Source organism: Actinoplanes hulinensis (genome assembly GCF_019429605.1).
Classification (GTDB): Bacteria; Actinomycetota; Actinomycetes; order Mycobacteriales; family Micromonosporaceae; genus Actinoplanes; species Actinoplanes campanulatus.
Genome location: NZ_JAHXZI010000003.1, coordinates 463,077 through 485,965, shown reverse-complemented (window position 1 = coordinate 485,965; position 22,889 = coordinate 463,077). Strand labels below are relative to the sequence as shown.

Genomic DNA, 22,889 nt, shown 5'->3' with positions numbered 1-22,889 from the left:
GCGTCCGTGCGGTCGGCGGCGATGACCTGGATGCGGCCGGCGGGGATGTTCAGGACGGCGGTGACGGCGGCGGTGGTGTCGAACTTGTTCATGATGCTCTCCCTGTGGAGTCGTTGTTTCCGATGCGGGAAACGCTACGTTGCGTTCGCGGATCTGGCAACAAGCTTGTTGCACTGGAGAAGACAACATGCAGCTCAACGCCCTCATTTCGTTGCAACGTCCGTACAGCTAATGCAATGAATGCGTTGCAATAGGGTCGGCTGAACGCTACTTCGGCGGGCAGTGGTGCGGCAACCGAAGCGATCCCGGAGATCTCACCAGCAGGACGGCGATTCGCGGACGGGTCAATGCACCGTCGATGATCCGGGCAGCCTCATATAATTCGAGTCATAAGGCGCGGCACACGGGACGGGGGTGCAGCGGTGGTGGGCATGCCCATGCTCGACAGGGCCGTACTCGACGCCCCGCCCCGGCTGCACGCCGTCTCGCAAGCCCGCGAAACCTTCGCCGGCATGCCCGTCGGCTTCGATGCCATCGCCCGGATGACCGCCCGCCTCACGAACGCCCCCATCGGGATGATCTCTCTGCTCGGCAACGCCGAAGAAGAACTCATCGGGCGGTACGGGGTTCCCCAGTGGTTCGCACCGGACCGGCACGGTGCACGCCGGCACGCGCTCTGCGCCTATGTGGTCTGCGGCAACGACGTGCTCGCGGTCGAGGAGCTGCTTGCGGGCGAGGTCGCGTCCGACGATCCGCTCCGGGACAACCCGCTGCTCGTCGACGGCGGAATTCGTGCCTTCGCCGGCGCCCCACTCCGCGATGAGGCCGGCCGGCCGTTGGGTGCGGTGTCGATCGCCGACACCGTGGCGCGCGCGTGGAAACCTGGCGAACTCGCGGTACTTGCCGAGGTCGCCGGGATGCTCCGGTTCGAGCCGGACGGTGAGGCCGCCCGCGCCACGCTCATCGAGGAGCCTCCGCCCTCGGGGCAGACCGGCCGGGCCTGGCCATCAAGCATGCAGGCCGGCTTTGCGGGGGACCGTCAGTTCTTCACCGCGCTCCTGGACAGCCTGCAGGTCGGCGTGGTGGTGGCCGACAGCACCGGCCGGCCGGTGCTGGTCAACCAGATGTCGCGCGAGCGGAACAGGGTTCCCGCCGGCCTCTCTCCGGAGGAGGCCATCGCATCGATCTGCAGCCGGCTGCGCCACCCCGACGGCACTCCGTTCGAGCGACACGAGATGGTGTTCGTGCGGGCGCTCGTCGACGAAACCGTGCAGCGAGCCGAATCGATCTTGCACGGTCCCGGGTTCCTGGACCAGCACGTGGTCGCCTACGGTAAGGCGCTCCGCACCGACGAGGGCGAGCTGTTCGGCAGCGTCACGACAATCCTCGACGTCACCGACCGGTGGCGCGCCGACCGGTTCCGCGAGTGCAATCTGCGGATCGCCACCATGCTCAACCACGCCGACACCGTCGAAGAGGCCGGTCCGGAGCTGGTCAGCGCGCTTGGCGAGGCCCTGGGCTGGCCGTGCGTCGCGCTCTGGCTGGCCAACCCGGCCGAGCAGGTGCTCGATCTCGTCGCGCACCACGTCGGCCCCGGCATCGCGCTCGCCGCGCCGATTCCGGCACGGATGGAGCGTGGCGCGAGCGTGACGGGCGAGTGCTGGCAGAGCGGCGCCCTGCTGTGGGTGCCGCGATATGCCGAGTCCCGGTACGCCCGCGGGCCCGGAGCTCAGGAGTTCAGCCCGGCCGGGGACGAGCCGCTTCCGCACACAGCGGTGGCGGTGCCGATCCGCGATGAGGATTGCGTCGTAGGCGTGCTGACCTGCTTCGCCGACACGGTCGAACACGACAGGCCGTTGCTCACCGGTCTGCTGGAGGACATCGCCGAGCAGGTCGGCTACTTCCTCGCCCGTCGCCACAGCATGGAGCTGGCGATGCAGCTGGTCCGCGCGAGGGACGACTTCATCGCCCTGGTCGGGCATGAGCTGCGCACGCCCCTGACGTCGATCACCACCTGCAGCGACCTGCTGCTGGAGGACGAACAGCTGTCCGACGACGCGCGTGAGCTGGTCGAAATCGTCAGCCGCAACGTCGGATCCGTGCAGGCGATCATCGACGACCTGCTCGACCTCGCCGCCCTGGAGTCGGGCCACCTGAGACCGCAGCTGCTGCCGATCGACCTGGTCGCCGTCGTCTCCGCCGCGATCGCGGACCTCGGCGCTCAGGCGGGGACACGCCTGCATACCGGCTTGCCGAGCACGGTCATGCTGGCCGGCGACGCCCGGCGGCTGCGCCAGGTGGTGGACAACCTGCTCTCCAACGCCGTCAAGTACAGCCCCGACGGCGGTGACATCCATGTCGAGTTGGTCGCCGGGGAGGACTTCGCGGAGCTCTCCGTCACCGACAACGGCATCGGCATCCCCCCGGACGACCGGGACCAGATGTTCGACCGTTTCTACCGGGGCGACAACGCCCGCCACAACATCCCCGGCTCAGGGCTCGGGCTGACCCTGGTGCGAACCATCGTGCAGGCGCACTGCGGCACCGTGGCCCTGGATCCCTCCAAGAAGGACGGGACCCGCATCCTCGTACGCCTACCGCTGCACGCCGCGGCGACGACGCCGGCCGAAGGACAGCCCGGTGTCGCGCTGCGCTACCCCCTGCGGGGCGCGTTCCGGCCGCTGGAGCCGAACCGGCACGTGCCGGATTAGCGGTTACGGAGCGGTCAGCGTCGCTGGAATGCGCTGCGGTAGGCGAGCGGGGTGGTGGCGTAGGTTCGGCGGAACTGCAGTCGAAGGTTGGCGGCGCTGCCCAGCCCGGTGCGCCGGGCGATTTCTTCGACGGTCAGATCGCCGGTCTCCAGCAGGGTGCAGGCTTCGCGCAGCCGGGCGGCGATCAGCCAGGCGCGCGGACTGGTGCCCAGCTCTGTCGCGAAGGCACGGCTGAGCGTTCGGGTGGACTGCATCGCTTGCCGGGCGAGGTCGGCCACGGTGATGGGCTGATGCAGGTTCGCCAGCGCCCACTGCGTCACACTCGTGAGCCGCTCGCCTGCCGCGGTCGCGCCGGCCAGGCTGTATTGGGCCTGCCCACCGGCGCGGTGCAGGGCGGTGACCATGTGCCGGGCACGCTGGATCGCCGCCGATTGCCCATGGTCGAGACCGATGAGGTAGAGGCACAGGTCGAGGCCGGCGGCGAGCCCGGCGCTGGTCAGCACGGTGCCTTCGTCGACGTAGAGGACGGCCGGGTCGACGTACACGGCGGGGTGTTCGCGGGCGAGGTCGCCGGCGTGGGCCCAGTGGGTGGTGGCCCGGCGGCCGTCGAGCAGGCCGGCCTGCGCCAAGGCAAAGGCACCACTGCAGATGGAGACGATCCGGGCTCCGCGCTGGTGCGCGGCGCGCAGGGCGTCGAGCGCGGCCGCCGGCGCCGGTCCACGCCGGAAGCCGGGAACGATGACGGTGTCGGCGGCCGCGACGGCTTCGAGGCCCGCGGCGACGGTGATACCGAATCCCGGCGTGGTGGTCGGCACCGGCCCCGCCCGCAGAGAGCACAACACGGCCTCGTAGCGGCCGTGACCCTCGTGGCCGAAGACCTGCGTGGCGATGGCCGCGTCGAACGCCACCACCGGCGGCAGGGCCAGGACAGCGACACGGTGGATGGCCGATTCCTCACGCATGACGGCAAGGATGCCACTGGCACACCAGGGCGCGACCGGCGAGCCTGGGCAGGTGCGAATAGAGATCATCGTGTTTGACGGCTTCGACGAACTCGACGCCTTCGGCCCGTTCGAGGTGCTGTCCAGCGCCGGGTTCGACGTGGAGTTGGTAGCCGTGCGCAAGCCTGGTCCGGTACGCAGCATGCGGGGCATCCGGTTGGATGTTCCCGGCGTGCTGGACCGCCCGGACGGGATGATCGTGGTCGGCGGTGGATGGATGAACCGGGCTGAGGAAGGCGCCTGGGCACAGGCGCAGCGCGGTGTCCTGCCCGAGCGGCTGGCTGATGCGGCCGGTTCCACGCGGTGGACGGCGTCGGTGTGCACGGGCGGGATGCTGCTCGCCGCAGCGGGTCTGCTGACCGGCCGCAACGCTACGACGAACCGCAACGCGTACCACGAACTACGCGCCTACGGCGTCAACGTGATCGAGCAACGGGTGGTCGACGACGGTGATCGAGTCACCGCGGGCGCGTTGAGCGCTGGAATGGATCTGGGCCTGTGGCTGACCGAGCGGGAACTCGGAGCGGAACGCGCCGCTGAGGTGGCTGCCGGCATCGACTTCTCCCTGCGATCACCGGTCTGGAGGCGTCAACTGTGACAGGAACGGCCTCGGATCATGTTCGCTACTTCGGCACCGTACTGATGACCCGATCCGATGTGGTCATGACAAACCTGCCGCACATCGAGTCCATCGGGTTCCGGCACCAACACCTTCGGGATCTCGGCGCCGGCGACCTCCGAATACAGGTCGACGTCACCGATCCGCAGGTAGGCCATCAAGGTCGCCGTACACGGACGACGAAAGGCCGATGGTGGCCGCACGATCCTTTCCATGCGGCCACCATCGGCGCTCATACCCGTTCCCGGATGCCCACAGCGAACGGCATGAGCTCCTGCACGAGTGCGGGCGGAGGGATTCGAACCCCCTGAGCGATGCACCTGGTTTACAGCCAGGCCCGACTCTCCAACGTCGGCGCGCCCGCGTGAGGGTGACTGGCCGGATTCGAACCGCGCCGCCTCCAGGTCCACAGCCTGGCGCTCTACCTGATGAGCTACAGCCACCATGCCGTCACCGGACACGCCGGTGACGGGTCGTACCCGTGCCGGGACTCGAACCCGGGACAGCCGGTTTGTAGGACCGGTGCTCTCGCCGCTGAGCTACACGGGCATGCGTGTTCCGGCCTGGAATCGAACCAGGGACCTCCGTCTTGTCGAGGCGGCGCTCTACCAACTGAGCTACCGGAACGGGAGCGGGGACGGGATTTGAACCACGTGATCTCCGGCTTATGAGGCCGGCGAGGACGACCGAGCTCCTCTACCCCGCAGTACGCCGTCGGGGACTCGAACCCCGGACATGCCGCTTAAGAGGCGGCAGCTCTACCAGCTGAGCTAACGGCGCGTGACGTCCCTTGGGCGGGACTACGTGGACCCGGTCGGAGTCGAACCGACAACCTTCGCTGTGCAAAAGCGTTGCTCTACCAGTTGGAGCTACAGGCCCGAGGGTGTTTCTGTGCTGGACACGAGCGGCTACGGGGAGTCGAACCCCGGTCTCCGCCATGGCGAGGCGGCGCACTGACCGTTGTGCTACAGCCGCAAGCACGCTGTTCGCGCGCTTGAAGAAGTGCTGGGGGTGCAGGATTCGAACCCGCGTGACCGAGGCCAAAGCTCGGCGGCCTGCCGTTGGCCGAACCCCCATCGCGCGACACCATGTGCCGCACCGAACATGCCATCCACTGTTGAGTTGAGAGAGAACAATTCCGCTGAACGCATTCAGGGCGTGCACGAACGACGCGGCGTTCGATGGTTGAACAGTCGCGGGAAACAGGAAAGCCGCCCGTTCCTCGAGCGCCGAGGTGGGCGGCTAGGACGCAGAAACTGCTGCGCTATCCGCTCCACCGATTCGGGCCATGACCTCGCCGGTGCAGTCTCACCGCCACGACGGGCACGGCGGACCCATATCGCTTGGCCCAGGTTTGGGCGGTCGCGCAGATGGGCTGCGTCAACATGACGGTTCAACTCCCTTCGACGATCATGGTGTTGCGGGTTTCTTCGCCCGCTTCACCGGCGTTGAGATCACTCTGCATCATGCCGGCGGAATGCGCGACGTATTTATTGGTCGTTCTGTCGTTTCGCGAGTGATCGGCCCGTTCCGGCGGCGGACGCGGAGTGCAGGCGGGCGCCGATCGTGCTGCCGCGCCGTACCCGTACCGATGCGCTGATGACGCCGTCGATGGCGCGCAGCTCGCCGGCGTCGGTGACGGCTTTCACCCGGCCCGGACGGACCGGAAGGAGGCAGACGGCGACGAGGCCGTCGCGTACCGGCCGGGCGGGGGTGGTGGGTTCGGGCAGGCCGAGGGAGATGCGGCGCCGGTGGTGCGGATGCTCACCCGCCACCGACCCCACCACACCGGCGCGGCACTCCATCATTTCCGAGCCGGTAAACCTTAATCGGTCAAGTTGGCGATTGCCATTGCATTTAGCCTGATGAATGGACTGTTTGGCGAGGCGGCCATCGACGGGCAGCGACACCCGAGATGGCCCGCTTCATCTCCGGCAGGCCACGTCTTGCCTGGTGAATCCGGGATAGGGCAAAGGCTCGAGGCGCGGCCGCCGTGCGGATTTCCGGCCCGGCCAACCGAAGATCAAATATCATGATCGCCAATGTCCTGACCTGGCTTTTCAGGGAAACTTTCGAATCGTTCTGCCGTACTTGCGTCGGGCAGACCTTTACTTTCGTCGATCTCGTCCATAGATTCTGCTGTATCAGGCATCACTGATATCAGCGAGCCGTTAACGCGACGACGCCCTTCGGCGGGACGCCAGGCCATCCCCATCCTTTTTAGATCTTGGGTGCTCTGCCGCGTCCATTCGGCTCGACAGGAACGGAGACGCATGGACGACACCGCCGACCGGACCCGACCAACGTTCTCCCGGCGTTCACTGATCGCCGCCGGCACGCTGGGCGCCGCCGTACCCGCCATCGGCGGCGCGGCGACCCTGGCGGGCACCCCCGCACGCGCGGTCCTCTCCGTCACGAAACGGGTGACGATCTACGCCGAGGCGCTGCCGGGTGGCCTCTTCGGCTACGGGCTGCAACCCGGAAAGGCCACCGTGCCCGGTCCCGTGCTGGAGATCTACGAGGGGGACACGCTCGAGATCACGCTGGTCAACACCACGAACCAGCGCCTGTCCATCCATCCGCACGGGGTGGACTACAGCACCGGGTCCGACGGCAGTCCGCTGAACGACTCGTACAACGATCCGGGCGAGACACGCACCTACGTGTGGCGCTCACGGGAGATGTTCGCGGCCGCCGGTCGCCGCCTCATGCCGGGCAGCGCCGGTTACTGGCACTACCACGACCACGCCATGGGGACCGACCACGGCACCGCGGGCGTGGCCAGAGGGCTCTACGGCGCGCTGATCGTGCGCCGCCGGGGCGACATCCTGCCGGACAAGCAGTTCACCGTGGTCTTCCACGACATGACGATCAACAACCGGACGGCGCCCGACACGCCCCTGTTCGAGGCCGATCTCGGCCAGCGGGTGGAATGGATCGCGATCGGGCACGGCAACCTGTTCCACACCTTCCACCTGCACGCGCACCGCTGGGCGGACAACCGCACCGGCATGCTGGAGAGCCTGAGCGACCCCAGCCCGGCGATCGACAACAAGGACCTCAACCCGGGCAGCTCCTTCGGCTTCCAGGTGCTGGCCGGTGAGGGCGTCGGCCCCGGCGCCTGGATGTACCACTGCCACGTGCAGAACCACTCCGACGGCGGCATGGCGGGAATCTTCCTGGTCCGCAACGCCGACGGCAGCATGCCGCCCGGCGCCGAGGAGGCCATCCACCGCTTCCAGGGCCACGCCCACCACGACCCGGCGAGCCACACCGACCATCAGGGGGCAGGCGGATGAGTACACGGGCACCACGACGAGGGCTCGCCGTCATCACGGCGATGGCCCTGGTGGCGGGCATGACACCGGCGATGGGGAACGCCGTACCGGCATCGGCCGCCGCGGCGGATCAGATCTCGGTGATCGTCTTCCACGGCGCGGCGGCGGAGCAGGAGGACCCGGTCACCACCGCCGCGCAGACCGTCCAGCAGCTCGGGCAGGCATCCGGGATCACCGTCGAGGTCACCAGCGACCCGTCCGTGTTCACGGCCGCCGAACTGGCCGAACACCGCGCGGTGGTGTTCCTGTCGGCCGGCGGCACGGCCCTGTCGCGCGATCAGGAGAGCGCGCTCACCGCGTACATCAGAGGGGGTGGTGGTTTCGTCGGCATCGCCGACGCGGCCAAGGCGCAGCTGGACTCGGCCTGGTTCACCGGCCTGATCGGCACCCGCCCGGCCGGCGCCGTCCCGGCCGCCGAGCCGGTGGCCAAGGTCGCCGCCAGCGCCGAGAACCCGCCCAACGAGACCAAGGAGAAGCTGACCGACGGCGACGCGAACACCAAATGGCTGACCCGCAGCACCACCGGCTGGGTGAGCTACGAGCTGGCCGCCGCCAAGGCGATCACCGGGTACGCGCTCACCTCGGCCAACGACGCCGCGGGCCGCGACCCGAAGGACTGGTCGCTGCAAACCTCGCCGGACGGGCAGACGTGGACCGACGTGGACCGGCGCACCGCGCAAACGTTCCCCGACCGGTTCCAGACCCGCCGCTTCGATCTGGCCGCACCGCAGAACGCCAGGTTCTTCCGGCTGAACGTCACCGCCAACTCCGGTGAACCGCTCATCCAGCTCGCCGAGCTGCGGCTGTTCACCGCCGACAGCACCGCGCCGGGCTCCCCCGCGGTCAGCCGTTCCGTCGTCGACGTGCTCGACCGGCGGCATCCGGCCACCGAGGACCTGCCGCCCACCATCACCCGAGCGGACCGCTGGTACAACTGGTCACCGAACCCGATCGGTACGGTGCACACCCTCGCCCAGGTCGAGGAGCGCCACTACAACCCGGGCACCAGCGCCAACGGGCCGTTCCATCCGGTGTCGTGGTGCCGCGACTACGAGGGCGGACGGTCCTTCTACACCGGCATGGGCCACACCGCGGACAGCTACGCCGAAGCCGGCTTCCGGCAGCACCTGACCGGCGCGCTGGGCTGGGCGACCGGCATCGTGCGCGGCGACTGCCAGGCGACCATCGCCGCCAACTACCGGACCGAGCGGCTGACCGTGGCCAACCAGAGCGGGCAGCTCGACCAGATCGGCGAACCGCACGGGCTGACCATCGCCGGCGACGGCACGGTCTTCTACGTGGGCAAGGCGGCCTGCCCGAGCGGGCCGGTCGTCAGCTGGGACGACCCCAAGGTCGGGCTGGGCTGCGGCACCATCCACTCCTGGGATCCGCGCACCAGACAGGTCAAGCTGCTGACCACGCTGCCGGTGATGGGCAACCGGGGAAGCGGTTCGGAGCTGGTGAAGAACGAGGAGGGTCTGCTCGGCATCGTGCCGGACCCGCGGTTCGCCGAGAACGGCTGGCTCTACGTCTACTGGATGCCGCACGAGTCGATCGACCGGGTCAAACGCATCGGGCAGCGCACCGTCAGCCGGTTCACCTACGACCGCGAGACCCGGAGCATCGATCAGGCCACCCGCAAGGACCTGCTGCGGTTCCCGGTGCAGATCCACAGCTGCTGCCACGCCGGCGGCGGCATGGCCTTCGACAGGCAGGGCAACCTGTACGTCGGGTCCGGGGACAGCAACTCGTCCGAGGGTTCGCAGGGCTACTCCGGCAACAACTGGACCCAGGAGTACGCCGGGCTGTCCTTCCAGGACGCGCGACGCACCTCCGGCAACACCAACGACCTGGCCGGGAAGATCATCCGCATTCATCCGGAGCCGGACGGGACGTACACGATTCCCGAGGGCAACCTCTTCCCGACCGGCACCGAGAAGACCCGGCCGGAGATCTACGTGATGGGCGTACGCAACATCGCCCGCCTGCAGATCGACCCGGAACGCGACTGGCTGACCGCCGGCTGGGTCGGCCCGGACGCCGCGCAGCCGAACCCCGAACTGGGGCCGGCGAAGTACGAGACGGCCACCGTCATCACCTCGGCCGGCAACCAGGGCTGGCCGTACTGCATGGGCAACCGGCAGCCGTACCGTGACCGCAGCGCCACCGACGCCACCGTGCTCACCGGCTGGTACGACTGCGGCAACCTGAAGAACACCTCACCGCGCAACACCGGCCTGGTGGACATCCCGCCCGCCCGGGACAACATGATCTGGTACGCGCCGGGAGGCGGCGGCCCGGTCTTCCCGCCGCGCGCCGACGGCAGCGGCATTCCCACCTACAACGCCGCCGACGCCGTCTACACGCAGCCGTACCTGCGCGGCGGCGGCCAGGCGATCATGTCGGGCCCGACGTACCACCGCGACCGGGTCGACCCCGGCAGCACGGTCGCCTGGCCGGCCTACTGGGACGACAAGTGGTTCATCGGCGACCAGTCCAACTCCACCAACCGGGTGGCGGTCACCCTCGACCCGGCCGGGGTGCCGCAGCAGAAGCCGCCGCTGTTCGGTGAGTCGCTGCGCGCGATCCTGCCCGGTGGCAACGCCGACAACCGGCTGATGAGCTGGATGGACGCCAAGTTCGGCCCGGACGGTGCGCTGTACCTGCTCGACTACGGCGGCGGCTTCTTCAGCCTGCACCCGGCACAGAAGCTGCTGCGCGTGATCTACACCGGCGGGGCCGCGACCCCGGCGCCGGCCGCGGCGTCGGTGGCGGTCCAGAACAAACCTTTGACGTACGCCTTCACCGGCTCCCGATCGGGTGGAGTCAGCCACCTGTGGGAGTTCGGCGACGGCGCCAGTTCGGCGCTCGCCGACCCGGAGCACGTCTACGACGATCCCGGAAGCTACACCGCCCGGCACACCGTCACCTACGCCGACGGCGAGAAGGTCACCGTGACGACGACCGTGAACGCCGGATGCGCCGTGCCGGACGACCGGGCCACCGTGTTCCTGGCCGACAGCGACACCGGGGTGCCGAACAGGGTGGCCGGTGGTGGCTGCACGATCAACGACCTGATCGACGACGAGAGCACCTGGACCGGCCACGACAGCTTCGTACGCCACGTCACCGCGGTGGCCCGTGAGCTGCAGGACGACGGGCTGCTCACCGCCCGGCAGGCGGGCACGCTGACCCGCGCGGCGGCGGCGGCCCCGGTCGGCCGGCCCGGCCACACCGGATACGAGCCGCTGTTCGACGGCACCGCACGGTCGCTGCGGGACTGGGTCCAGGCGCCGTCCGGGTCGTTCGGCATCCAACCGGACGGCTCGCTGCGCCCCTCCGGCGGCCTGGGCATGCTCTGGCACACCGGAGAGCTCGCGGACTTCTCGCTGCGCCTGCAGTTCCGCGACGTGGCACCCGGCACGTCCCGCGGCAACAGCGGGGTGTTCACCCGGTTCCCGGACCCGCGAACCCCGGTGGACCAGCGGCCACCGGGCAGTTGCGGCACGCTCGGCTCGGCACGCACCTCACCGGCCTGGGTGGCCATCTACTGCGGGCACGAGGTGCAGATCTACGACGGCGAGACCGGGGAGCCGCAGAAGACCGGCTCGATCTACAACTTCGACCCGGCGCCACTGTCGGACGCGAGAGCCACACCGAAGAACGTGTGGAACGACTACGAGATCCGTGTCGTGGGGCAGCGCTACACCATCATCCGCGACGGCGTGGTGATCAACGAATTCGACAACACCCCCGGCAAGACGTCGTCACGGGCCTCGGACCCGCCGACCGACCTGCGCCAATTCCTGCGCGGGCACATCGGGCTGCAGAACCACGGCGACAACGACCTGATCGAGTTCCGCAACATCCGCGTACGCAAGCTCTGAACCGGTGGGACCGGCCGGCATCCCGGCCGGTCCCACCATCGGGAAAGGTGCCAACACTTGCGAACATCCGTGAGCCGGCGCGCCGGCGCGGCTCTGATCGGCCTGCTGCTCGCCGTGCTGCCGGTCACCGCGCCATCCGCGGTGGCCGACGACGCACAGACCCTGACCTGGACCGCCGACGACGACATCACCAGATACCGCAGCGCACCGGCCACCGCCGAGGCCGGCGCGACCACCATCGTCTTCGAGAACAGCACGGCCACCGGCAACACCACCGGGATGCCGCACACCCTGACCTTCGACACCAGCGCCGAGGGCTACAACCACGACGTCACCCTCAACATCCTGGCCGGCCCGTTCGACGTGAACAACGGCCGGCACCAGGCCACCGTCACCCTCACCCCGGGCAGGTACCGCTACTACTGCACCATCCCGGGCCACAGCACCATGGTCGGCGAACTCACCGTCACCGGCGGGGGCGGCGAGGACACCACCGCGCCCACGGTGACCGGCGACGTGACCGGAACCCGCAACGCCGACGGGCACTACGTCGGCTCGGCCACCGTCACGGTGACCGCCGCCGACACCGGCTCCGGCGTGAACACCGTGGAATACCAGATCGACGACACCAGCTGGCGGCCATACACCGCACCCGTCGCGGTCACCGCGATCGGCGACCACGCGGTGCAGTTCCGTGCCGCCGACAACGCCGGCAACGTCTCCACCACCGGCTCGGTGTCGTTCCGCGTCGTGGCGGGCGACTCCGACTCCACCCCGCCGACGACGACCGTCGCCCTGACCGGCGACCGGGACGCCGCGGGACGCTATCTCGGCGCGGCGACCGCCACCGTCACCGCGGCCGACACCGGGTCGGGCGTGGACCGGGTGGAGTACCAACTCGACGGCGGCGCCTGGACGGCCTACACGGCGCCGCTGGTGATCAGCACGATCGGCGCGCACATGCTGCACTCACGGGCCACCGACAAGGCCGGCAACGTGTCGGCCGAGCAGATGGCGCACTTCACCGTGGTGGAGCGACCCGCCGAGGACACCACCCCACCGTCGGTCACCGCCGCCGTGACCGGCCAGCGCGATCCCGCCGGCGACTACATCGGTACGGCGACCGTCACCGTCACCGCCACCGACGCCGGTTCCGGAGTGGACACCGTGGAATACCGGCTCGGCTCGGGCGCGTGGACGGCGTACACCTCGCCGCTCGCGGTGAGCGTGCCCGGCGCCCACACCGTCCGGTACCGGGCGGCCGACAACGCCGGCAACACCGCCGCCGAGCAGCAGGTGTCGTTCACCGTGGCCGGAACCGGCGCCGATGTCTGCCCGGACTCCGACACCCGGGACACCGTGATCATCGACGGCGCCGACACCCGGGTGCCCAACACCGACTCCGGCAACGGCTGCACCGTCAACGACCTGATCGCCGAGAACGACCGATACCCCAACCACGCCGCCTTCGTCCGGCACGTCGAATCCGTCACCGCCGGCCTGGTCACCGCGGGAAAGCTGACCGCACGGCAGGCCGGAGCGATCGTACGGGCCGCCGCACGATCGGGAGTCGGCTCATGACCACCATCCGCACCTCGACGCCCGGGAGCGCACCCATGCGACGTACCGCCGCCCTCGCCGCCCTGACCACCGCCGTCGTCACCGGTTCCCTGCTGCCCTGGCCGTCAGCCGCCAACGCCGGCCTGGTCACGCACTGCATCGGTACCGGCGGCGCGGTGACCGTTCCCAACGACCTGCTCGTTCCCGCCGGTGAATCGTGTGCACTGACCGGCACCGTCATCACCGGCAACGTCACCGTGGCGGCCGGCGCCAACCTCGTGATCGACGGTGGCCGGACGGACGGGACGATCCGCGTCGCCGCGGACGGCTATCTCGACGCCCGCGCCACCACGATCGGCGGCTCCGTGGTTCTGGCGTCCGGCGGCTACGGCGTGTTCCTGAAGGACGCGGCGAGCGGCGCGGTCACCGTGCGCCCGAAGGGCACCGCGCCGATCGACAGCTTCCTCTTCACCGAAGGCGCCCGCATCACCGGCACGGTCAACACCCAGGGCGGGGAGGTACGCCTCGGCGAGGCAACCGAGGTCACCGGCAATCTCGTCAGCTCCGGCACCTACTACACCGACCTGCACGACTCGTTCGTGGACGGCACGCTGTCGGTGCTCAACAGCGGCACCGGGGCCGTCGTGTGCGGAAGTGCCGTACGCGGCAAGGCGACGTTCGCCGGCAACGTCGGCGGCGTCCAGCTCGGCCCGAACGGCGCCCTGGACAGCTGCGCCTCCGGCGGCTACTTCGGCGGCGATGTCAGCGTCACCAACACCACCGGCGCGACGATCGTGGACGACAACATCATCGACGGGCAGCTGACCGCGCACAGCAACGATCCGGCCGCCGTGATCGCCGCGAACAATCGCATCCGCCGCGGGGTCGCCGGGGCACCACCCGCCACGGCCGCGCTGCGGCAGCACCAGGCACCGACGGTGACCACCCAGCGGCCGGACACGGTCCAGGAACGCGCCGAGGAGCGCCGGTCCACGGCCGTACGGGAGGCCGACGCGGCCGGCCGGGCACACCTGTAACCGGTACTGCCGACTCTCACGTCCTTTCTCAGCGGGTCGGCGTTCGGTGAGGCGTCCGCAGTGATGCTTCACCGAACGCCGCGGGCCTCCCCCGGCTGAACCTCGGGCCGAAGCCCCGCCACCGCAACCTGCCGCGGATCCGTCATCGGCAGACGTGGTCGGCGAGGAATCGTTGCCACGGCACGGCGTCCGGGTCGTCCGTCGTACTGACCCGCCAGCCGCCGGTCGGGTGCGGTCGTAGCGGGTACAACGGGACCTCGATCGTGTGCAGGCCGGTCAGGCGCCGGATCCGTACCGGGATCGGTTGGGCCGAGGCGGGCACCGCACGGCAGTCGGTGACGTGGTAGTAGACCTTGATCTTCAAGGTCTCCCCCGGCGGCAACACGTAAGGGCGGTCCGGGGTCAGCGTCTCGCCTCCGACACGCGTCATCTGCAGGGCTGTGTCGTAGTAGAGGTCGCCGACGGTGACCCGTTCGACCCTCATACCCGGCCGGTCCTCCTCCACCCCGACGATCGTCAGCGATAGATCGTTGTCGTTCGAGACGGTGAATTCCTGCGCAACGTGCTCGGTCGGCGCCGCGTGCAGGCGGTTGACCAGGGAATCCGTCTCGGCCAGAGGGTTCGTGGCGTCGCCGTAGACGTACCAGCCGTTCCAGCCGGGAAAGGCGGTCAGCCGCGGGGCGACCACCCCGGAACGGTCGGTCACCACGCCGGCGACGACCAGAGCGAGCAGCACGGCAGCGATCAGGGCGAGGCGTCGGCGCGTACGCACGGGCAGCATCCCGGCCCGCGGATTCAGCCCCCGCCACACCTCATCGGTCAGCACGGAGTCGGACGGCACGGCAGGAATGTATCAGCAACTTGGTACATTGTGGCGATGAGCTTCTGGCTGCTGATCGTCACACTGCCGGTCGCCGTCGCGCTGGTCACCGCCGTGCTGACCGATTTCCCGGTGCAACGGGAGGCGGTCCGCCGGTTCGCCGACCGTCATGGCTTCGTGGTCACCGCGGACAACGGCGCCCGGATCGTCGACTATCTCGCCACGGTCCGGCGCTGGCGCTCAGCCGGGCTGGCCGCCGCGCTCACCGCGTACACCGTCGTCGACGTGCGCAACAACCGGCTCAGCGTGAGCGTGACGTTTCTGCTGGCCGGATGGTTCGCCGGCGCGGCGATCGCCGAGGCGCGGCTGGCGGCCCTGCCGCCGGGCCGGCCGGGCGCGGGGCTGACGCCGCGCACCGCGGCCCGTTACCTACCCGCCACCCAACGGTACGCACTGCCTGCCGCGATCCTGGCCTTCGCGGCGCTGGCGGCGGCCGGTGGCGCGCCATCGGGCCGGCTGGCGGCGCTGTCCGCCGCCGTCGCCGCCGTCGCGGCGCTGGTGGCCTTGACCGTGCGCCGGATCCTGTTACGCCCGCAGCCCGTCGCAACCGCCGGTGTGCTGGCCGCCGACGAGGCGATCCGGTCCCGATCGCTGCACGCGGTGACCGCCGCCGGTACGACCCTGGTCGCCTACTGCGCCGCGGACCTGCTGCTGCGCGCGGTCGCCGACCGGTCCGCGGACCTCGCGATGCTGCTGATCCCCCTGGTCGCGTTCGGGGTGCCGTGGTGGGGCCGGCGCCTGGGAACCGCCCGGCCACGACCGGCATGATCGTCACCGTCGACCCGGGCAGCACCGTCCCGCCGTACGACCAGATCCGGGAGCAACTGACCACGATGATCCAGGCGGGGGTGCTGGCCGCCGGGGTACGCCTGCCGTCGATCCGCCAACTGGCAGCCGATCTGGGGCTGGCACCGAACACGGTGGCCCGTTCCTACCGCGAACTGGAATCGGCCGGGCTCATCATCACCCGGGTCGGCCGGGGCACCACGGTGTCGCGGCTCCCCACGCTGCCCGCGGCCGAGCGGCAGCGGCTGCTGCGAGCCGCCGCCGAGTCCTACCTCGCCACCGCGGCCCGCCTGGGCAGCACCGTCGACGAAGCGATCGCGGCGCTGCGCTCCGGGGCGTGATGCTGCGTGAGCGCAATCCTGGTTGACCGGCTGCTCTGCTTTCCCGACTGCAGCACCGTCGCGCGGCCTTTCTGGTCACGTGGCCGCCGGACCGTATATTGACCGCCATGACGCTACTCGACACCGGCGGCCCGGACCGGTCGCGGCAGCCCGCCCCACCGCTGCGGGGCGGCCTCGGTCGATGGGTCGCCGGGTTCGGCGGGCGGGCGTTCCTGATCGCGGGCCTCGCGGCCCTGCTCGGCGGGCTGAGCGGGATCGCGCTCGGCTCCTGGCTGGCGTGGCGGGACGTGGACCCGATGGCGCCGGACCGCGCCACGACGATCCAGCTCGCGCCCACCGTCCTGCCGGGCGCATTCGACGACCAGGTCGACTACTACGGGCGGCACACCTTCTGGAATCCGTACAGCAAGAACACCCTGCACGGCGGCACCGGGGTACGGGTGGGCCGCGCCCACGTGACCGGCACCGTACCCGCGCAAGCCGGCCCCGAGGAGGTCGCCGCCGCCGTCACCCGGCAGATGCGCGCGGGCGGCTGGCAGGACGTGCACAGCACGATTCAACACTCGCCGTTGGCGACCGTCGAGGTGACCGGCACCCGCGGCGGATACCTAGCCGCGGCGCAGTTCACCCAGGCCGACGAGGCCAATCCGGCCGCCCTGGGGTTCGACCTGATGTGGGCCGAGCCGCCCAGCCACCTGCGCGACACCGTCGCCGGCGGTCTGGCCGGCGCGCTGCTCGGCGCGCTGCTCGGGTTCTTCACCTCGCGGCGCTGGCGGCGGCACAGCCGGAGGATGCAGCGGGCGTACGTGAGTCTCTGTTCCGTCACACTGCTGATGCTCACCCCCGCCTGCCTGGGCAACATTCCCACCGCGGCCGGCTCCCTGATGGCCAACACCCAGCGCAACGGACCGGGCCCCTCGGTGTACTGGGGCGGCTTCGTGATCTACGGGGCGGAGCCGCTCGCCATCCTGTCCGTGCTGCCGATCCTGGCGATCATCATCGGCTGCTTCCTGCCTCCCATCACCACCGGCCGCCGAGAGCCGGAGACCGCCCGACCAACCTGATCAGTTGCAGACTCGCGCCCAGCCCGGAGACGGCCTGAGCGGGATGTCACGCGCCGGTGCCGGATATAATCGGCATCATTGGGCGAATGTCTGGATGAAATAGTGGAGGGTCGCCGGGGCGCCGGCATTGGGCTGGCCGACTGGGACGAATCCTTTGCCGACGGCCACCCCGACACCGGTGGTGCGATAGGCGCAGTTTCGCATCGTGGTGTTGTGGCCCGGACTGTTCCGCCAATAGTCGAGCGCGTGGTGGACTTCGGGCTCGGGTGCGCTGCCGGTGTAATAGCGGACGTAGGCGTTCTCGGTGCCGACCCGGCCCACTTCCCGGGAGATCCGGGTGGCGGCGTCGCTCCCATCGGAGCCGACGTGGCCCTGCTTGTTGGGTTCACCCTTCTCCCACAGACCGGGCGGCCCGGGATGCCTGGACAGGTCGTCGGCGTGCCTGCGGGCCACGCCGACCAACTGCGGATCGACCTGTAGCGTCGTGCCGCACGACTCGCGGTGGATGGCGCTGACCTCGTCGAGCACCTGCTTCTCGGCCGGGCTCAGCGGCGCCGACCCGTCAGGGACGACTCCCTTGTGCGGCAGCACGAAGTTGTATCCCATCGGTTCGTGCAGACCGGTAGCCGGACAGCGCTGATTCTGGCGGTAGTAGGTGCCGTCACGACCGGAGAAGAACATGCCATTGCACTTGCCACAGAAACGCCAGTCAGGCTGTGCGGTCGCCGACCCCGGCACATCGTGGGGCAGCACGAAGTTGTATCCCATCGGCTCGTGCAGACCGCTAGCCGGACAGCGCTGATTCTGGCGGTAGTAGGTGCCGTCACGACCGGAGAAGAACATGCCATTGCACTTGCCACAGAAACGCCAGTCAGGCTGTGCGGTCGCCGACCCCGGCACATCGTGGGGCAGCACGAAGTTGTATCCCATCGGCTCGTGCAGACCGCTAGCCGGACAGCGCTGATTCTGGCGGTAGTAGGTGCCGTCACGACCGGAGAAGAACATGCCATTGCACTTGCCACAGAAACGCCAGTCAGGCTGTGCGGTCGCCGACCCCGGCACATCGTGGGGCAGCACGAAGTTGTATCCCATCGGCTCGTGCAGACCGCTAGCCGGACAGCGCTGATTCTGGCGGTAATAGGTACCGTCACGACCGGAGAAGAACATGCCATTGCACTTGCCACAGAAACGCCAGTCAGGCTGTCCCTGTTGCTGAAGCGCCGAGAATCCTAACGCTTTTTCGGTGTTTCCCCCGGCGAGCCCGGCCAGGGCGGCGGTAGCGCCCAAACCGGCGATGACGAGGCCGCGTCGGGTCAGCGACATGCCGGAACTGGAGCGTTGTCGGGCGTGTTCCATCTTCGCCTCGATTCCATGCTGTTGCCGTTCCAGCATCCCATGGCGGGACGCCGGAAAAGCGGCAGTCATCCTAACGAGAGCCGGCCCGGAGGAAAGCCGCCGAGCTTCTTCGGGCACGGACGTGACCTTCGAGGAACGCCTTCTGACCGCGGAAGGTGGCGATCCTCTACATGCGCCTGCGGGCGGTGTCAGCCCTGGAGTACCTATCTCGCTGCGCGAGCCGGAAGCCGGCCCGGCAGGATCACTCGGCATCCCATTCGTCGCCTCTTCGTCGCGGTCCGGGTCCGCGGCGTAGGCGGCCAGCCGGCCGCGGGCCTGCACCGCCAGTTGCTCGACCGTCAGGGGGCCGATGCTGTCGGGGTTGGCTCTCATCCAGGTCAGCGAGTGCGGATCGGGTACGGCGGCGCACCGGAACGTGGCGTTCTCCAGCAGGTCGGCGTCGAGTCGTACGCCGGTCAGGTGCTGCATGAGGGCGAGCGTTCGCGCCTGCCATGCCTCGTCGTACTGCCGGCGCGGGTCGGCGGGGTCGTACTCCTCGGTACCGAGGTCGAAGCCGAGCGCCTCCAGCACCGGCACCAACCGGTCCGGGTCGCCGCCTTCGCGCCATCCGGCCCCGCCCGACGGATCGAAGGTCGGCAGGGTTTCGCCGTCGCGCGCCCACCGCAGGACCGGGTCGTTGTTCTCGTTGAAGTAGAACGACACCAGTTCGCCGCGCCCGGACAGCAGCCGGGCGGATTCCTCGGTGGAGCACCGGAAGCCGTTCGGCTCGGCGATCAACGTCCAGCCGCCGACGCCTGCGGCGGCGATGAAGTCGAGCCCGCTGTCCAGGTCGGCGTAGAACGCCCCGTCGTCGCCGATGGGATCCGGGTAGCCGACGACCGCTGATCAGCCCGCCGCGTCGCGGACGTCCTGTCCATGCTCAACGAAGTTCTTGAAATCCTGCATGTGCCGCAGCGACTGCTTGCGAAAGGCGCCAGGCATGACGAGCCCCACCAGCGGCATCAGCAGGCCGGTGAACCGGTACTCGTTCTCGCTCTCCCAGAGCGTCCGCTGCGGGCCGGCTTCGGTCAGCCGGTCGCGCGAGGCACTCCACATGCCCTCGCCGACGATCTCGCGGTCGAAATGAACGACGGCTTCGCTCGGGATCTCGTGCAGGTCCGCCGGCTCCCGGCGCGTGATGGTCTCGGTGCACTCCATCCTCTGCTTACCCATCTGCATCACGACGCGCGACACGGTGCCGAGCTGCCCGTGTGCGCCACTGACCGGCTCGTGCAGCACCAGGCCCCGCAGCCACTTCGGAAGATGCGCGGGGTCCGCCAGCAGCTGGGCCACCTGCTCCCTCGGCAGGGCGATCTCGATGGAGACGGTGTACTTCATGCTGGCGCGCTCCCGATTCCTTGAGGGCGGTCCCTTATGCCTGCCCGCGGCTCCAATTCTCTTTCACGGCCGGGCCTGCCCCGCGCCAACAGCCCGGAAGCTTCATCGCCGGCCTCGACGAGGAACTCGCTCCGCCGGGTAAGGGCTGCTCGTTCCTACGGTGACGGCGCGGTCTCGCCGCGCGTCCACCGCGGTCCGGCCGCGAGGTGGGCGTACCGCGCGGCCCGCATGGCCCGAGGTCATCGCCTGCGGCACCGCCTGACCTGAGTTCACGGAACCCGGCCGTGTCGTGAGCGCTCACAATTCGGCCGACGGCGGCGGCAGTGCCGGTGTGCAGGTCACGGCGCGCTTCACGCGATGATCCACGCCGCCATGACTGCCACCAGGCGTGATGCGGGCAATAACAGTTTTCTCGAAAATTTTTACCTTCATCTCCATTCCGGTGCCGCCGATCATTTGTTTTCGGCATATTGACGAACCGCAACGCCGAGGTAACAATTCACTTCACCGGAGAGCGCTCTCTGACCGGTGCCGCATGACACCCCGCCCCGCCGTACGTCTGTCCTCACGGGCGCGCGGCAACCCGTCCGACAGGCAGGTCCATGACACTCCCGACACTGACTTCCCCACCGCCGCAAACACTCCGCCGCCGTGGGCGGGTCGTGCTGAGCGCCGTACTCGCCGCGACCCTCGGCATCACCGTCGTCTCGGTCGCCACCGACGCCAGTGCCGCGGACGCCCTCCTCTCGCAGGGCAAGCCGGCCACCGCCTCGTCCGTCGAGAACGCCACCTTCCCCGCGTCCGCCGCGGTCGACGGCAACACCGGAACCCGCTGGTCCAGCACGTTCGCCGACCCGCAGTGGCTGCAGGTCGACCTGGGCAGCACCCAGTCGATCAGCCAGGTCGTGCTGAACTGGGAAGCGGCCTACGCCTCGGCCTTCACCATTCAGACGTCGGCGAACGGCAGCACCTGGACGAACATCAGCCCGGTCACGGCCGGCCAGAACGGCCTGCAGACCCTGAACGTCACCGGTAGCGGCCGGTACGTGCGGATGAACGGCACCACCCGCGCCACCCCGTACGGCTATTCGCTCTGGGAGTTCCAGGTCTTCGGCGGAAGCGGAACCGACCCGTCGCTGCCCACCTCGGACACCCCCGATCTGGGCCCCAACGTGCGGATCTTCGAGCCGTCCACACCGGCGTCGACCATCCAGTCAGCGGTGGACCAGGCGTTCAACGCCCAGCTGCGCAGCCCGACCGCGCAGTTCGGAGCCCAGCGCCACGTGTTCCTGTTCAAGCCCGGCACCTACGGGCGGGTGTGGGCCAACGTCGGGTTCTACACCACGCTGGCCGGTCTCGGTCTCAACCCCGACGACGTGACGATCAACGGCGCGGTGAACGTCGACTCCGGCTGGAACTACGGCGACGAGTCCAACGCGACGCAGAACTTCTGGCGCAGCATGGAGAACCTGTCGATCGTGCCCGAGGGCGGCACCAACCGCTGGGCGGTCTCCCAGGCCGCCCCGATGCGCCGGGTGCACATCAAGGGCAACCTGACGTTGGCGCCGTCGAACCAGGACAACGGGCAGGGCTACTCCAGCGGCGGCTACCTGGCCGACTCGGTGGTCGACGGCGTCGTCTCCTCCGGTTCCCAGCAGCAGTGGTACACCCGGGACAGCCGGATCGGGCGCTGGGACGGCGGCGTCTGGAACATGGTGTACTCCGGTGTCCAGGGCGCCCCGGCGAACGCGTTCCCGAACCCGCCGCACACCACCCTGGCGACCACGCCGGTGACGCGGGAGAAGCCTTTCCTGTACGTCGACAGCGCCGGTCTCTACCGTGTCTTCGTGCCGGCTCTGCGGCGTAACTCCGCGGGCGCCAACTGGCCGAACACCGCCGGCACGTCGATCCCGATGCGGGAGTTCTACGTCGCCAAGCCCGGTGACAGCGCCGCCCGGATCAACTCGGCTCTGGCCCAGGGCCTGAACCTGTTCTTCACCCCGGGCACGTACACCCTCAACGACACCATCCGGGTCACCCGCGCCAACACCGTGGTCACCGGCATCGGCTTCCCGACCCTGATCCCGACCGGCGGGGTCGAGGCGCTGAACGTCGCCGACGTCGACGGGATCAAGGTCAGCGGTTTGACCTTCGACGCGGGTACGACCAACAGCCCCACCCTGATGAGCGTCGGGCGCGCCGGCGTGCACACCGACCACGCCGTGAACCCGATCAGCCTGCAGGACGTCTTCTTCCGGATCGGCAGCAGCGTCCAGGGCAAGGCCACCACCACCCTCGCCGTGCACAGCGACGACACGATCATCGACCACATCTGGGCCTGGCGGGCCGACCACGGCGGCGCCCCCACCGGCTGGGCGGTCAACACCGGCGACACCGGCCTGCTCGTCAACGGCGACGACGTCCTGGCCACCGGCCTGTTCGTCGAGCACTACCAGAAGTACGAGGTGATCTGGAACGGCAACCGCGGGCGGACGATCTTCTTCCAGAACGAGAAGCCGTACGACGTGCCCAACCAGGCCGCCTGGATCGGGCCCCGCGGGAACGGGTACGCCGCCTACAAGGTCGCCGACAACGTCACCGATCACGAACTGTGGGGCGGCGGCTCCTACGCCTACTTCAACGTCAACCCCAGCGTGCGGGTGGACCGGGCGTTCGAGGTGCCCAACCGGTCGGGTGTCCGGCTCCGCAGTGTCCTGACCGTGTCGCTCGGTGACGTCGGCACCATCGCCAACGTCGTCAACGACGTCGGTGGCGCGGTCCCCAACCCGGCCGGCAACACCACGCCGCGCAACGTCGTGGCGTACCCCTGATCCCTTGAAGTCATGGCACCACTGATGTGAACCCGGCGGGCCCCCGGGGGCCCGCCCCCCGGGGGCGGCCCCCACGCCCAACCCCGCCCCCCCCGCCCCCC

General features: G+C 69.4%; 18 protein-coding genes and 9 tRNA genes. 10 read left to right on the top strand and 17 right to left on the bottom strand.

The window, feature by feature from the left end:
* The first annotated feature begins 431 nt into the window (after positions 1-431).
* Entirely contained in the window at positions 432-2,711 is a 2,280-nt protein-coding gene (locus tag KZ829_RS08580) for a sensor histidine kinase (protein WP_220143288.1), read from the top strand.
* Between the two features lie 14 nt (positions 2,712-2,725).
* Here the strand turns inward: KZ829_RS08580 and KZ829_RS08575 are convergent, their stop codons facing one another.
* The gene (locus tag KZ829_RS08575) at positions 2,726-3,673 is read right to left on the bottom strand and encodes a GlxA family transcriptional regulator (RefSeq protein WP_220143287.1); all 948 of its coding nucleotides are present in this window, start codon (positions 3,671-3,673) and stop codon (positions 2,726-2,728) included.
* 52 nt (positions 3,674-3,725) lie between these two features.
* On the opposite strand from KZ829_RS08575, the gene KZ829_RS08570 reads away from it, so the two are divergent.
* Positions 3,726-4,310 carry a DJ-1/PfpI family protein gene (locus tag KZ829_RS08570; RefSeq protein WP_220143286.1) on the top strand — a complete coding sequence of 195 codons (585 nt, stop codon included), beginning with the start codon at positions 3,726-3,728 and terminating at the stop codon, positions 4,308-4,310.
* Here KZ829_RS08570 and KZ829_RS08565 read toward each other — a convergent pair.
* The 12 genes from KZ829_RS08565 to KZ829_RS08510 form a co-directional block, all read right to left on the bottom strand.
* On the bottom strand, positions 4,301-4,546 hold the full coding sequence (locus KZ829_RS08565) for a hypothetical protein (protein WP_220143285.1): 246 nt from the start codon (positions 4,544-4,546) through the stop codon (positions 4,301-4,303). The genes KZ829_RS08570 and KZ829_RS08565 overlap by 10 nt on opposite strands.
* Positions 4,547-4,614: 68 nt before the next feature.
* Positions 4,615-4,695: transfer RNA gene (locus KZ829_RS08560), tRNA-Tyr, on the bottom strand.
* A 5-nt stretch (positions 4,696-4,700) separates the two neighbouring features.
* Positions 4,701-4,774 (bottom strand) — tRNA-His (locus KZ829_RS08555).
* Positions 4,775-4,807: 33 nt separating this feature from the next.
* Positions 4,808-4,880 (bottom strand) — tRNA-Val (locus KZ829_RS08550).
* Positions 4,881-4,885: 5 nt separating this feature from the next.
* Positions 4,886-4,958 (bottom strand) — tRNA-Val (locus tag KZ829_RS08545).
* Positions 4,959-4,960: 2 nt separating this feature from the next.
* Positions 4,961-5,037: transfer RNA gene (locus KZ829_RS08540), tRNA-Met, on the bottom strand.
* A gap of 1 nt (position 5,038) precedes the next feature.
* Positions 5,039-5,111: transfer RNA gene (locus KZ829_RS08535), tRNA-Lys, on the bottom strand.
* 25 nt (positions 5,112-5,136) lie between these two features.
* Positions 5,137-5,210: transfer RNA gene (locus KZ829_RS08530), tRNA-Ala, on the bottom strand.
* A 24-nt stretch (positions 5,211-5,234) separates the two neighbouring features.
* Positions 5,235-5,306, bottom strand: a tRNA-Gly gene (locus tag KZ829_RS08525).
* A 30-nt stretch (positions 5,307-5,336) separates the two neighbouring features.
* Positions 5,337-5,407, bottom strand: a tRNA-Gln gene (locus tag KZ829_RS08520).
* Between the two features lie 414 nt (positions 5,408-5,821).
* The gene (locus tag KZ829_RS08515; protein WP_220143284.1) at positions 5,822-6,106 is read right to left on the bottom strand and encodes a hypothetical protein; all 285 of its coding nucleotides are present in this window, start codon (positions 6,104-6,106) and stop codon (positions 5,822-5,824) included.
* 248 nt (positions 6,107-6,354) lie between these two features.
* The gene (locus KZ829_RS08510) at positions 6,355-6,540 is read right to left on the bottom strand and encodes a hypothetical protein (RefSeq protein ID WP_220143283.1); all 186 of its coding nucleotides are present in this window, start codon (positions 6,538-6,540) and stop codon (positions 6,355-6,357) included.
* Positions 6,541-6,604: 64 nt separating this feature from the next.
* Between KZ829_RS08510 and KZ829_RS08505 the strand changes: the two genes are divergently transcribed.
* The 4 genes from KZ829_RS08505 to KZ829_RS08490 are packed head-to-tail and all read left to right on the top strand — an operon-like array spanning position 6,605 to position 14,153.
* Complete coding sequence (locus KZ829_RS08505; protein WP_220143282.1) at positions 6,605-7,630, top strand: multicopper oxidase domain-containing protein; 1,026 nt, start codon at positions 6,605-6,607, stop codon at positions 7,628-7,630.
* On the top strand, positions 7,627-11,556 hold the full coding sequence (locus tag KZ829_RS08500) for a ThuA domain-containing protein (RefSeq protein WP_220143281.1): 3,930 nt from the start codon (positions 7,627-7,629) through the stop codon (positions 11,554-11,556). Before KZ829_RS08505 ends, KZ829_RS08500 begins: the two co-directional genes overlap by 4 nt.
* A 57-nt stretch (positions 11,557-11,613) precedes the next feature.
* Complete coding sequence (locus tag KZ829_RS08495) at positions 11,614-13,137, top strand: OmpL47-type beta-barrel domain-containing protein (protein ID WP_246635234.1); 1,524 nt, start codon at positions 11,614-11,616, stop codon at positions 13,135-13,137.
* A gap of 35 nt (positions 13,138-13,172) precedes the next feature.
* On the top strand, positions 13,173-14,153 hold the full coding sequence (locus KZ829_RS08490; protein WP_220143280.1) for a hypothetical protein: 981 nt from the start codon (positions 13,173-13,175) through the stop codon (positions 14,151-14,153).
* A gap of 142 nt (positions 14,154-14,295) precedes the next feature.
* Here KZ829_RS08490 and KZ829_RS08485 read toward each other — a convergent pair whose 3' ends face one another.
* Entirely contained in the window at positions 14,296-14,994 is a 699-nt protein-coding gene (locus KZ829_RS08485) for a hypothetical protein (RefSeq protein WP_220143279.1), read from the bottom strand.
* 36 nt (positions 14,995-15,030) lie between these two features.
* Between KZ829_RS08485 and KZ829_RS08480 the strand changes: the two genes are divergently transcribed.
* From KZ829_RS08480 to KZ829_RS08470, 3 genes are all read left to right on the top strand, one after another.
* Positions 15,031-15,801: a hypothetical protein gene (locus tag KZ829_RS08480; RefSeq protein WP_220143278.1), complete on the top strand. Its 771-nt coding sequence runs from the start codon at positions 15,031-15,033 to the stop codon at positions 15,799-15,801.
* Positions 15,798-16,160 carry a GntR family transcriptional regulator gene (locus tag KZ829_RS08475; protein WP_220143277.1) on the top strand — a complete coding sequence of 121 codons (363 nt, stop codon included), beginning with the start codon at positions 15,798-15,800 and terminating at the stop codon, positions 16,158-16,160. Before KZ829_RS08480 ends, KZ829_RS08475 begins: the two co-directional genes overlap by 4 nt.
* 107 nt (positions 16,161-16,267) lie before the next feature.
* A complete protein-coding gene (locus KZ829_RS08470) occupies positions 16,268-17,224 on the top strand; it encodes a hypothetical protein (protein WP_220143276.1) in 957 nt (318 codons plus the stop codon).
* Positions 17,225-17,299: 75 nt separating this feature from the next.
* Here KZ829_RS08470 and KZ829_RS08465 read toward each other — a convergent pair whose 3' ends face one another.
* From KZ829_RS08465 to KZ829_RS08455, 3 genes are all read right to left on the bottom strand, one after another.
* On the bottom strand, positions 17,300-19,387 hold the full coding sequence (locus tag KZ829_RS08465) for a DUF6461 domain-containing protein (RefSeq protein WP_308285388.1): 2,088 nt from the start codon (positions 19,385-19,387) through the stop codon (positions 17,300-17,302).
* A 78-nt stretch (positions 19,388-19,465) separates the two neighbouring features.
* Positions 19,466-19,957 (bottom strand): SRPBCC family protein, encoded by a 492-nt coding sequence (locus KZ829_RS08460; RefSeq protein ID WP_220143274.1) that lies wholly within the window; start codon positions 19,955-19,957, stop codon positions 19,466-19,468.
* Positions 19,958-20,254: 297 nt separating this feature from the next.
* Positions 20,255-20,413 carry a hypothetical protein gene (locus KZ829_RS08455; RefSeq protein ID WP_220143273.1) on the bottom strand — a complete coding sequence of 53 codons (159 nt, stop codon included), beginning with the start codon at positions 20,411-20,413 and terminating at the stop codon, positions 20,255-20,257.
* A 146-nt stretch (positions 20,414-20,559) separates the two neighbouring features.
* Here KZ829_RS08455 and KZ829_RS08450 point away from each other — a divergent pair, with 146 nt between their 5' ends.
* Entirely contained in the window at positions 20,560-22,788 is a 2,229-nt protein-coding gene (locus KZ829_RS08450; RefSeq protein ID WP_220143272.1) for a pectate lyase-like domain-containing protein, read from the top strand.
* Positions 22,789-22,889 lie beyond the last annotated feature (101 nt).